7 protein-coding genes are annotated in these 13,079 nt (G+C 37.4%); 4 read left to right on the top strand and 3 right to left on the bottom strand.

The features are described from left to right. Positions 1–142: 142 nt before the first annotated feature. Genes H9565_RS12285 through H9565_RS12275 form a run of 3 tightly spaced genes read right to left on the bottom strand, consistent with a single transcriptional unit; the run spans position 143 to position 6,169 of the window. A complete protein-coding gene (locus H9565_RS12285; protein WP_215440032.1) occupies positions 143–889 on the bottom strand; it encodes a 4'-phosphopantetheinyl transferase family protein in 747 nt (248 codons plus the stop codon). Next, positions 864–4,889: a non-ribosomal peptide synthetase gene (locus H9565_RS12280; protein ID WP_215440031.1), complete on the bottom strand. Its 4,026-nt coding sequence runs from the start codon at positions 4,887–4,889 to the stop codon at positions 864–866. Before H9565_RS12280 ends, H9565_RS12285 begins: the two co-directional genes overlap by 26 nt. Positions 4,890–4,909: 20 nt before the next feature. Then, the gene (locus H9565_RS12275) at positions 4,910–6,169 is read right to left on the bottom strand and encodes a HupE/UreJ family protein (RefSeq protein WP_215440029.1); all 1,260 of its coding nucleotides are present in this window, start codon (positions 6,167–6,169) and stop codon (positions 4,910–4,912) included. Between the two features lie 365 nt (positions 6,170–6,534). Here H9565_RS12275 and H9565_RS12270 point away from each other — a divergent pair, with 365 nt between their 5' ends. From H9565_RS12270 to H9565_RS12255, 4 genes are read left to right on the top strand one after another with little or no spacing between them, the layout of a single operon-like run. Further along, positions 6,535–8,112, top strand: a complete 1,578-nt coding sequence (locus tag H9565_RS12270) for an amino acid adenylation domain-containing protein (RefSeq protein WP_215440027.1) — start codon at positions 6,535–6,537, stop codon at positions 8,110–8,112. Beyond that, a complete protein-coding gene (locus H9565_RS12265) occupies positions 8,109–8,363 on the top strand; it encodes an acyl carrier protein (RefSeq protein WP_215440025.1) in 255 nt (84 codons plus the stop codon). The genes H9565_RS12270 and H9565_RS12265 overlap by 4 nt, the downstream gene beginning before the upstream one ends. Positions 8,364–8,365: 2 nt before the next feature. Next, positions 8,366–12,508, top strand: a complete 4,143-nt coding sequence (locus H9565_RS12260) for a non-ribosomal peptide synthetase (protein ID WP_215440023.1) — start codon at positions 8,366–8,368, stop codon at positions 12,506–12,508. Between the two features lie 35 nt (positions 12,509–12,543). Beyond that, the gene (locus H9565_RS12255; protein WP_215440021.1) at positions 12,544–13,026 is read left to right on the top strand and encodes a hypothetical protein; all 483 of its coding nucleotides are present in this window, start codon (positions 12,544–12,546) and stop codon (positions 13,024–13,026) included. Positions 13,027–13,079 lie beyond the last annotated feature (53 nt).

Raw genomic sequence — 13,079 nt, 5'->3', positions numbered from 1 at the left:
TGTTTGTTGAGGGGGGGGGATGGAATAAAGATAGGATATTTTTACGCGTAGTACAGACTTAAATTATGATAATCGTCTAACCAACAACACTTAACGACAAACGGTGTAGAATTACTCCATCTACCAATCGCAGGATGAATTTCTAACTAATTTTTGATAGAAAAGCCTCGAGATTAAAGTACAGTACGGACCGAATTCCTGCAGCTGTCGTAATGGCGCCCACATAATCATTCTGCAGTCGTAAAGAAAACAGTTTCCATTCGTTTTTTTCTTGATGATCCCAATCCGTACGCAACAATTCTGCATTTTCTTCATCCAAAGAGACTGTAAACGAAGTTAAAGGAAAAGAAAGGCCAATATCTTTTGCCTTGATAAAAGATTCTTTTCTGGTCCAACAATTGTAAAAGGCCTTGTATAAATTGTTTTGCGGCACATCATGTAGCATCTCTATTTCCTTAAAAGAAAAAAAGTTCTCTGCTAGTTTCAATGCGTCAAAATCAGTTCTGACTTTTTCAACGTCTATGCCGATCGCACTATTTTTAACAAAAGCTAAAGCAATACATTCTACTGAATGAGAAACATTAAACCTTAATGAAGTTTCTTGGTGGTAGTCCGGCTTTCCATAATCATTATACTTAAACCTGATTTTTTCTGGAAAAATATTCAAATAGTTTCCTGATAAGACTCTTAACAACCCTCTAGTTAGAATGTAGGTTTTCCTATCTTTTTGAAATTTAAACCGAGTTACCCTTTCTTTTTCATCAAGAGATAGTAATTGTAAATAAGAGCTAATTTTATCAAAATCACTCACTTTAAAACTCCATACATGTGCTTCGTTTTCAGATAACTCCATAGGGTTCCATTCAGCCTGTTTTTCTGCTAGTCTCAAAATTTTTCATACACGCATCTATACTGGCCGCCGTTTTCTCGGCAGTTAAAGCATCTTCAAAGAGTTTGTCATGATGACCTACCACGGAAACAACAATAACCTGTTTATTCGTCATCTTTTCCCATGAAGCCACTACTTTTTCATTGAAATTCACCTCTTTTTTATCAGTTAGCAATACGTGTATATCATTATCTACGGGCTTCCAGTTGTACTGTCTATATAATTTGATATGATTATCATGTAACGTACGGACAAGCCTTTGACTACCCCTGCTCATGAAAGACTTGTACTTTTCCTTGAGCGGCAGCATCAACTTTGACCTAACAAAACTACGAACTGCTTTTATTGGGTTCGACTTTAGCCTTTTTAAAAATGCCGTTGCCCTAACATTGGTCTGCGACGGAGCAAACAGACTAAGGTAGTCCGCCATAGTGTCTGCTATGATAAGATTGACCGAATCATTCATTTCATTCAACAATCTTGTAACTTCCATACCAATGGCCGTATTGAAACAATACGCTATAAAGTGATATGGCCCCTGGGGTTGTACTTTTTTAATTTCCTTTATGAAGTCAACCGCCATCTGATGGACGCTCCTATGCAGTACAAGTTTATCTTCATGACCCGATGCCTGCAGTGCATAAACCGGACGGTCTTGATGCAAATGTTTTGCAAACTGATTGTAATAAAAGAAATGGGTGCCACCGGAGTGCAAACAAAATAAGCCAGGTTTTGTTCCTCCGGAACGAATAGCCACTAAATGCTTAAATTCTGAGGTGTCAAAAGCTTCTGCCCGCTTTTGTTTTTCAGTTTCTATATGTCGAGTAAGCTCAGCAATAGTCTGATACTGGAACAATTGATTGGGAGACACCTCTATTTTTTCCGCTTTCGCTTTTGAAATAACCTGTATGCTCAATATAGAATCTCCCCCTATATCAAAAAAGTTCTCATGTAAACCAATCGAAGGGAGATCCAAGACTTCTTTCCAAATAGTTGCCATTTTTGTTTCAAGCTCTGTAGACGGATGTTCCATTTCTACAACAGTGCCGCGCACTACGGAAGGTTTCATACGAGACAGACTTACCTTATCTACCTTACCATTAGGCAAAAGTGGAAACTCCCCCACTTCTATTATCCTAGATGGTACCATATATTCGGGCAACTTCTCTTTTAAAAACAGTTTAAGTGCCCTTTCCTCAACTGTACTGCTAACCGTAATATAGGCTACCAAACGTTTGTTGTCCTCTACCATGGCCACTGTAGCAGTCACCTGATCGTATTCGGATACGGTTTTCTCCACCTCATCCAGCTCAATTCTAAAACCGCGTACTTTAACTTGATGGTCTGCCCTTCCTAAAAATTCAATAGTTCCGTTATTCCGGTACCTGCCTAAATCACCCGTTCTGTAAATTGTGGCAGAACCTACTCCCAACGGATTCTTTACAAACACCTTTTCAGTAAGGTCTGCTCTATTAAGATACCCATTAGACACTCCTGGACCTCCTATATAGATTTCCCCAACCGCACCGTAGGGAACCATACGCTTAGCTTTATTTAGAAGATACACCTCTGCATTAGCAACCGGCCTACCAATGGGCACATCGTCTAAGCTATTACTCTTTTCTACCTTGTGCGCAAGACACCAAACTGTAGCTTCCGTAGGCCCATATTCATTGTACAAATGTACCGAGGACAGGTTTATATAATGGATTTCACACAAAGAACGCGTGCAGGCCTCACCCGCGACAATAACGGTATCCAGACTTTTTAGTTTTGTAGTACTTCCATGCTCCAATAAAACTTTATACAAAGAAGGAAGCATAAGGGTATGGCTAACCTTGTGTTTCTCTATCAACCCCTCTATTTGAGTAAGGTCTTGCTCTATTCTATTTTCGGTTAGGATAAGATTGCCTCCTGTACAAAGTGTCCAAAAAACTCCAGCTTTGGAACTATCAAACGAAATGGAGGACATTAACAAAAAAGCACTCGGATTTTTAGGATAACAATCCAATCTCCCTGCTGTTGAATTGATAATGTTCTTATGGGTTATGGGTACACCTTTAGGTTTTCCTGTACTACCCGAAGTATAAATAACATAGGCTAAATCGTCTTCTTTTACCTCAGGCAAAACAATATCTAGCTCCACATCAAAATCAACGGAATCAACTAAAATAGTATTCTTATTAGTGCCATCAAGAACTTTCTTGAGACTACTATGTGTCACAACAATATTGCAATTGGCATCTTCCAAAATAAAGCTTAACCTTTCCATGGGATAATTGGGGTCCATAGGCAGATACGCACACCCAGCTTTAAGAATAGCCAATAAAGAAACTATCATTTCAACTGACCTATCCATACAAAGCATTACTATCTCGTTTCGCTTCTTTGTTTTTTGGAGTATGGCTTCAGCAATTATTCCTGACCGCCTATCCAACTCTCCATAAGACAAACACACATTATTAAATGTCAAAGCATTACGATTCGGAATCTGATGTGATACATCAGATATAATATTATGGATTGCCTGATAAGTTTTAAAATGATTCCTGTCTTCTACAACTTGAGTAAACAATACTTTTTTCTCCTCTATGGTCATCATTGGAAGTTGACCAATAGGCTCATTGGGGTTTGCAATTACCCCATTCAATAACATTTTGTAATGCGATAAAAAACGAGAAATAGTAGCAGATTCAAATAAGTCCGTATCATATTCAAAAACCAAAGAAAGCATTCCTTTTGACTCAGAGATAGACAGCGTTAAATCAAATTTAGAAACCTCGGTATCAAATTCAGTTTCATCTACTAAATGCAAATCACTCCCAAAAAAAGGTGTGGCCGTAGCTGAATGGTATAAGAACATTACTTGAAAAAAGGGACTTACCGCTAAAGACCGTTCAACCTTCAATTCTTTTACCAATACATCAAAGGGTATCTCTTTATTGGAAAAAGCTGAAAGCGTATTGGCTTTTACAATTTCCATTAGGTTTAAAAAGCTACTGGAACCTTCTAATTTACTTCTCAAAACCACTGTATTGATAAAAAACCCAAGCACTTTCTCCAAAGACTTGGAACTCCTATTAGCAATGGGGGTTCCTACCAAAATATCCGACTGTCCTGAGTACTTATACAAAAGAATGTAATACACGGTAAGCAGGAAAACAAAGGGTGTTGTGCCAAGTTGTTTTGATGTATTCAATATGTCCGAAGACAACTCTTTGTCTAGTGACAAGGCTTGTTGCTTCCCCTTAAAAGATGGTCTCGCCGGTCTCGTACGGTCTGTTTGCAGATTTAAAATAGGTAAATCTCCCGATAATGATTTTCTCCAATACTCCAATTGTTTTTCATCAATTGGTGTGTTTCGTTCCCAATATGCATAATCACAATATTGAAGAGTTTCATGTGGAATATCCAACGATTGTCCGGATAATAGTTTCAGGTACGTGTCTGCTAATTGTTGTTTTAAAACATCTATAGACCATTCATCTATTACAATGTGATGCATGGTAAAAAACAGAAGCGTTTTATTTACAGAAAGCTTAATTAAGGATACCCTTACCAGACTTGGAACGGACAAATCAAACACCTGTGATGACTGTTGCCGCATGACCGCCTCAGTTTCTTTTCCTGCTTCATGTTTCGTTAAATGACTAAAATCATATTCCTTAATTTCAGGAACATTATTATGTGTTTTAGCTATAGGACTACCCTCAACAGTTGGGTAATAAGACCTTAAAACCTCATTAGCAAAAAATATATGCTCTAGGCTATCCTTTAAATATTCAACTTTTAAATCTCCCTGAAAAGTAAGTACCTCAGAATAATTATAAAAAGGGTTGTCCTTATACAACTCTTGAAGAAACCATATACGTTGTTGCCCTGAAGATAAGGGTGCCGAGCTTGTATCGGGAGCCTTGGGAATGGTTATTAAAGCAACCTCCTTCTCTTCACGATTTTTCCATCGGCTTAATAACGAATTATTTTTATCACTTTTTTCCAAATGCTAAGTTTTGGGTGTTATTACTTCAAACCAAAAAAATTCGCAATAGGATACAGTATGTTTCTATTGATTATCTCATCCAACGGTAAATCAATATCAAAAGCTCTTTCTGTAAGCCAGTAAACAGATATAACTATTAAAACAATGGAAAGCCAAAGCATGAGTTTAACATAAAACTTGTTATTTCTTATGAAATATAAAATTGGAAAAATCAGTGCTATAATAGCAATTTGCCCTAACTCTACCCCTATGTTAAAGCCAACCAAAGACAATGAGAGGTATTCACCTTTAAAACCTAAATCTCCCAATACACTGGCAAAACCAAACCCATGAAAGAGACCAAAAACAAAAGCAATAACCCAGTCTTCTCCTTTAAATATAGGCCTGATATTGTGATAAGCTGCAAGGCCAACGGAAAAAGCTATTATTGATTCCACAACGCGAGAAGGCAATGTTATAATTTCTAAAGATGCAAGACTTAAGGTAATCGTATGGGCAATGGTAAAAAAAGTAACGATTTTAAGTATATACATAAAAGCAGGTCTAAAACTCTTAACCGGTACCCAACCCCAAAGACCTGACTTAGTAGTATTAATAGCTTCGCCTGTGACTCCCTCTTTTTTGCGTCTTCTTACCACAGATGGCAGAATTAGAGCTACTAAAAATAGGATATGATCCATTCCGATCCAAATGTGCCACACACCTTGTTGCACCATGGCCAGAAAACCCTTCCACAGAGAAGTTTCTTTGATAGAAAACGTTCCATTACGTTCCCCTTCGGATAAATATAGAGCAACAATATGCTCATTATTAATGAGACCCGCCTTCCAATTATACTCCATTGCCACAAGACACATATGTGATGGGTCTTCATCAAAAAAAGCGTTGTAATCCAACGTTAAGCTATCAGGTAAATTTTCTGAATTTTCAAGTCGGAAATGAAAATTGATAAAGTCTCCATAAGACAGATTTAGTTTTGTAATCTCCCCCGTAAAGACAATTGTATAGTCTGCCAGTTCAGATGAGAATTTAGCATTTTCGAATAAATAAGCCTGAATTCTTTCTTGGAATGGCCTTACCTGTTCTATACTCGGGTGCAACCCTAAATCCAGCCCAAAAACACTATTAAGTTCGTGAGCATTGACTTCAAAACGACCTTCTATTCCAGTCTTCTCATAAATCCGAAGATATATTAAACTTTGTTTTGGTTGGTGGCCAAACGTTACTATTGGCAACAGCAGAAATAGGCCAAAGATTAATGGCGGTAATAGTTTTTTCATAGCGTTCTCAAGATAGAAAATTATTTTTTAGTCTGGTCGTTAATGGTATTTTCAAAAATCAACTATTGAAAATGGTCTATAGTTTATACTGACAAAATGATATTCTTATGGTTCAGATAGGATTAATTAAATTCACCGTAATATCAATTTATCAACAAAACACCCTTCAATATTAATTTAATTTATAAAACATTAGGTAAAATTCAGTATTTTTCGATGATTGACCTATAAATCAGTTATTGAATTACTTTTAAATTTGATAAGCTCCAAATCATAAATTAACTTAGCCAAGCTATGAATCAGAAGATTTCAATACTGTTTGAAGTCCTCATGGTTTGTGGTATGATATCAACTAGACCGTGAATTTGGAATCAACTTACACCTTACCACAATTGTTGGGCAGTGTAGCAATTGCATCACCCCAAAGTGAAGCTTTTCGCTATTTGGAGGAAACTATGTCTTATGGAGACCTTCACAAAAAAACCGATCAGCTAGCCTCATACCTTATCTCATTAGGTATTAAGAAAGGTGACCGTATTGGTATATATATGAACAGATGTTTGGAAACCTGTATTGCAGTATACGGAATCTTAAAAGCCGGAGCTGTCTATGTTCCCTTAGACCCTTTTACCCCAATTAACCGAACACTTGCAATTATAAATGATTGTGGAATTACGTGTCTGGTAACCACTCCTACAAAAAGAAGAAAGATAGACAACTTGCTGAACGAGCAAAGTCCAATAAAAACAATTATTGGAGATACCCTTAAAAACACAACGCAATCCATTTCATGGGATGAGATTTTCTCGGTTTCAACTGATGGTTTCATTGCGCCCAATATTTTGGAGCAAGATTTAGCATTTATTCTTTATACGTCCGGTTCAACAGGAGTTCCAAAAGGTATTATGCATACGCATTACAGTGCCTTGAGCTTGGCCAAAATTGCTGCTGACACTTACGGCTTTAACTCTGATGATGTTTTTGGGAATCCCGCTCCGCTTCATTTTGACCCTTCCACTTTTGGCTATTTTGTAGCTCCATTGGTTGGCGCCACTACGGTTATTATTCCAGATGCCCATTTAAAAATGCCAGCAAGCCTAAGTGCACTTATCGCAAATGAAAAAATTACAGTCTGGTATAGCGTTCCCCTTATGTTAATCCAGCTTTTAAATAGTGGTACATTAAGTAAAAATGACTTCGGTTCTCTACGATGGGTGCTTTTTGCCGGTGAGGTTTTTATCACTAAACACCTTAGAGCACTCATGAACGAATGGCCGCATGCCAAGTTCAGTAATCTATACGGTCCGGCAGAACTTATTCTTTGTACCTATTACCATCTACCGGAGCCTCCTAAAACAGATGACCCTATTCCTATTGGTAATGTTTGGGGCAACACCGAGTTTAAAATACTTGATCAAAATAATAACGATGTAAGCTCTAATGAATCTGGAGAGTTAGCAGTACGCTCCGCAACTATGATGCAAGGGTATTGGAACAACAAATCGCTAACGGAACGTTCCTTTCATAAAGTAACCATAGCGGAAGGATACGACCATGTTTATTATAAGACCGGTGATTTGGTTAAACTTAACCCAAAAGGAGAATTATTGTTTTTAGGCAGAAATGACCGGCAAATAAAACTTAGAGGCTATCGCGTTGAGTTGGACGAAATAGAACTAACCTTATTAAAATATAAAGATGTTGAAGAAGTAGCGGTTCTGGTGTTAGGAAAAGAAGAGGAAGTACAAGAACTCGCCGCGGTAATAAAACCTTCTAAAGATTCCTGCATAAACCTTACCTATCTCATGGAGTTCTGTAAAATAGAACTTCCCTCCTATGCTGTTCCAAAAACCATAGAATTTATGGATGATTTTCCAAGAACCAGTTCCGGAAAAATAAGCCGAAAAGAAATAGGTAAATTATTGGAAGAAAACGAAATATGAAAGACAAGATAGTATCGTACATCAAAAATAAATTAGCCTCAGAACCTATTGAAGAAATAGAGGTTGATGAAGACCTTTTGGGGTCTGGACTTGTTGATTCTATTGGAATGGTACAGTTAATTCTTTTTATTGAAACCGAAGCAGCTATAAAGGTACTACCAGAGGAGATGACCATTGAAAATTTCATGACCATAAACCAAATGCTAAGATTTATAGACAGCAAACAAGATACCGACACGAAGCAGATTTAATCATGAAGAGTAATCAAAAAGATACATTTCTACCTCTTACAAAAAGTCAGTCTGCACTTTGGGCCGGTCAGCGAATGCATTCAAATGTTCCGCTTCACAACGTGGTATACACCTTTAAAATAGAAGGAGAAATAAACCATACCCTATTCGAAAAGGCATTTCAAAAACTTATCAATGCGACAGATATACTTCGGATGGTCTTTTCCGAAGAACAAGGAAATCCAATACAGACCATTCTTAATGAAATAGATTTTTCATTGGAACTTGTAGACTTTACCAATAACAATGACAATATTGCTGTTGATGAATGGCTCTGCCAACGTACATTGCAGTGCATGGATATTTCAAAAAGGGTATTTCATACTGCTCTATTGAGAACCGGCCCGAACAACAACATTTGGTTTTTAAAGCTTCACCATTTGGTGACGGATGCCGTATCCAATTCCATTCTTTATAATCGGATGAATTCCTTTTACCAAAACGAATTGGAAAAGGTAACCGCCCCATTACAAGATTTTCCATCGTTTTCAGATTATATAAAATATGAAAATGACCAGATTACAACCAAATCAGGTGCTGATAGCCAAAACTATTGGATAGATAAAACGAAAGATACATTAGAGCTACCTCAATTTTACGGAGAAAAGCTTAAAAAAAGTACCGAAGCCAGGCGCACCTATGTTCACCTTGGAGCCGAACGTTCTCAGAAATTACGGGATTTAGCAAAACAACCGGAGTTTAGGGGATGGACGGAAGACCTGACAGTCTTTAACTTATTCCTCACGCTATATTTTAGCTATATTCACCGGGTAAGCGGACAACATAAAATAGCAATTGGTGCGCCAGCACATAATCGTCCTACCCGGGATTTTCAGAAAACTGCCGGGCTTTTTATTGAAGTTCTCCCCCTAGTGATTGAAATTGAGGAAGACGATACGTTCATCAGTCTTTTTAACCGAGTTAAAGTTGAAACAAATGCATATTTACGAAATGTAAGCCCTGGGTGTGCAACACCTAACACCAATGCTAGTTTTAATGCCATTTTAAACTACATACACGCAGATTTTCCTGATTTTAACGGCTTTCCTACAAAAACCGAATGGCTGCATTCCGACCATATGGACAGCAATCATGCGCTCCGCACCCACGTCTATGACATGAACAAAAGCGGTGCGTTCAAAATAGCTTTTGACACAAATTGCCACACTTTTTCAAAAGCTACCGCAGAAGAAATGCCCAATCATTTTCTGAACATCCTAGACGGTTTTTTAGAAGATTTTGAACAATCCATATTTAAACCCGCACTACTACCTATTGAACCTTTAGAATCTAATAGTGAAGATATATCATTTACACAATTTCAATCTATTTTAAGTAGCTTTCAACATAATCAGGAACAACATCCAAATTCCGTTTCGCTACAAGCGGGGAATGAAATTCTCACCTATAGCTCATTAAACAAAAAGGCCAATCAACTAGCACATTATTTAAAAAGTAAAGGTGTTGATAAGCAAAGTAGAGTGGCTCTTCATTTTTATCGCAGTTCAGACTACATAATCAGCATATTAGCCGTTCTAAAAACAGGTGCAGCATTCATTCCCGTCTCATCGGACCAACCAGCGGAACGAATTAAATACATCATTTCAAATTCTCAGAGCGCTCTTTTACTTAGTCAAAGCGAACTCATTTCAAAAATAGAAGTGCCAGATATTGGCATTCTAGATATCCAAAAAGAACGTTCAATTATTAAAGAACAACCGGTTACCGATATTGAAATACAAAACGAACCCACAAGTTTAGCGTATATACTCTACACATCTGGGAGCACAGGCAAACCCAAGGGCGTCTTAATTTCAAACGGGGCGTTGTCTAATTATATTTTCTGGGCAAAGGAAGCTTATAGCGTTAATCAAAAATCGGTTTTTCCGCTTTTTACGTCCATAGGTTTTGACCTGACCATCACCTCTACCCTTTTACCTTTAGTAAGTGGTGGTAGAATCAATATCTATAAAGAACCCACTACCGGGCCGGACGTAAGTCTGTTGAAAGTTACAGAGGATAATCTGGTAAATTGTATTAAGCTCACCCCTTCCCATCTATCTCTTTTAAAAGACAAGAAACTAGAAACCTCCTATATACACACCATGATTGTTGGTGGTGAGGAATTAAAATCGAGCTTAGCAAAAACAGTACAGGCAGCATTTCCTTCGGAATTAAAAATATATAACGAATATGGTCCTACGGAAGCCACTGTGGGCTGTATTGTCTCAAGATACGACCAAGATAAACACACAGCGAGTTCCGTGCCAATAGGTCTTCCTATTTCAAACATGAACGCCTATATTTTGGATACCTATAAAAATCAGGTCCCCAATGGTGTCATTGGTGAGCTCTATTTAAGTGGTGCTGGGTTATCTGACGGATATGTCAATATCCCTAGCATGACGGCAGAAAAGTTTGAGGAAAACCCTTTTTCACCTGAAACTAAAATGTACAAAACTGGAGATTTGGGCAGAGTGAATAAAAATGGGGAGTTTGAATATATTGGTCGCCTAGATGAGCAAGTAAAACTTAGAGGATACCGTATAGAACTTGCGGATATAGAAAGTAACCTCCTTAAGGTTCCTGAAATAACCAATTGTGCAGTAGTATTAGTTGAGAACAAAGAAACTACCCCTGAAGAAGAGGTAGTAAACTGTACAACATGCGGATTACCTTCTAACTACCCAAACGCAGATTTTAATGAGGATGGGGTTTGTCATTTATGTACTGCGTTCGAAACCTATAAAGACAAAACCGAACGCTATTTTAAAAATGATGAACAGTTGGTTTCGCTCTTAACATCAAAAAGAGGCCAAAATCGCAGTTATGATTGCATTTCACTTTTAAGTGGTGGAAAAGACAGCACCTATGTTCTTGCACGCTTGGTAAATATGGGGCTCAATGTTTTAGCCTTCACTATGGATAATGGCTATATTTCCGAACAGGCAAAAGCAAATGTTGACCGTATTGTAAAAGAGCTGGGTGTAGACCACATCTATGGACGAACACCTCATATGAACGAAATATTCGTAGATAGTCTTAATCAACACCACAACGTTTGCAATGGGTGCTTTAAGACCATTTATACCCTGAGCACCAAAATAGCACTTGAGAAACAAATTCCATTTATAGTTACCGGTCTAAGTCGTGGTCAGTTTTTTGAAACCCGACTTACCGAAGAACTTTTTTGGGATGAGGAATTGGATCCCTCAAAAATTGACGACACCATTTTGGAAGCAAGAAAACTATATCACCAAGAGTCGGATGCCGTAAAACGACTTTTAGATGTATCCATTTTTGAAGACGAAAGTGTTTTTGAAAAAGTAGAATTTGTAGATTTTTATAGGTTTAGTGATGTCAGTTTAGAAGAAATGCTGGTTTATCTAAAAGAGAAAGCAGGCTGGATAAGACCTACGGATACCGGCAGATCTACGAACTGCCTTATTAACCAAGTTGGTATTTATGTCCATAAAAAGGATTTAGGGTATAGCAATTACTCTTTTCCATATAGTTGGGATGTACGATTAGGCCATAAGACTAGAAACGAAAGCCTTGAAGAAATAAACGAGGTAATTGATGAGAAGGAGGTTTTGCGAATCATGCACGAAATTGGGTATACCCCTTCACATCCAGACTGGGAAAACAACTCTAAGTTGGTTGCTTATTACACAGGTAAAAAAGACTTGTCCATTAAAAAATTACAAAATTTATTGGCCCAACAACTTCCTTCATATATGCTTCCATCTGTGTATAAACACTTGGAGGAAATGCCATTGACTTCCAACGGAAAAATTGATAAGAAAAGTTTAAAAAACCTATCGTCGGTACAGCTGGCTATGGACACATCATATACAGCACCAAGAAATGAAATAGAAGAACTACTGGAGAATATTTGGGCCGAAGTTTTGAAATTGAACAATGTTGGCGTACATGATAACTTTATTTCTTTAGGAGGTCATTCACTAGCAGCAATACGTGTCACTGCCCGGATTAACGAGGAAATTGAATATAATTTCCCTTTAAATAAAATATTTGAGATGCCCACAATTGCAGAATATGCAACCTATATAGAAGAAACCTTAACATCTCTTCTAGAAAAATAAAACCTTTAGTACCCTGTTTCCGTAAGTAAAACTGAATGCAGAGCAAAAAAGAAAATTTTAGCCGTTCAACAAAGCCAACGCTTATAAAATATGTAGCGTTGATAATCGCTTTGTGCTATATTTTAAATCCATTGCATCAAAAAATAAGCACTGTTTTTCACGAAGTTTCTCACGCTTTGGAAATGCCTGATTCGGTAATTGGCCATGACTCCTCCATTCATGAAAATAATACCCACTATAGTCATCATCATACAGATGTTGATAGGCATGAGCATAATTTTATTAATTTAATTGACGCCATTTTTGATGCTTCCGGCGCCAATGAATCAACAGAAGACTCGCTATTAACAGATTTTAAGTTTGATAAGCATATTACTACAGCTTATCCGGAGTTTTATCATATTGCGGCAATGAAATCTTTAGCGAATTTTAAAACCATAGAAAGTAACCTAAAACTAGGTTATTTTACCGTTTTAAAAGAGCCCCCACAACCAACCAACTTCCCCATTTCCTGTTAAGGTTTACCCCTACATTTTATTTTTTTATTCAGCATCAAGTCATGTCTATATAT

It is taken from the genome of Zobellia russellii (assembly GCF_018728565.1).
Lineage (GTDB): Bacteria > Bacteroidota > Bacteroidia > Flavobacteriales > Flavobacteriaceae > Zobellia > Zobellia russellii.
This window is presented reverse-complemented; position numbering and strand designations above follow the sequence as displayed.

Excerpts from the sequence above, each read along its gene's own strand:
- H9565_RS12255 (WP_215440021.1), top strand. The coding sequence starts at position 12,544 with ATGCAGAGCAAAAAAGAAAATTTTAGCCGTTCAACAAAGCCAACGCTT.
- H9565_RS12265 (WP_215440025.1), top strand. The coding sequence starts at position 8,109 with ATGAAAGACAAGATAGTATCGTACATCAAAAATAAATTAGCCTCAGAA.
- H9565_RS12260 (WP_215440023.1), top strand. The coding sequence starts at position 8,366 with ATGAAGAGTAATCAAAAAGATACATTTCTACCTCTTACAAAAAGTCAG.
- H9565_RS12275 (WP_215440029.1), bottom strand. The coding sequence starts at position 6,169 with ATGAAAAAACTATTACCGCCATTAATCTTTGGCCTATTTCTGCTGTTG.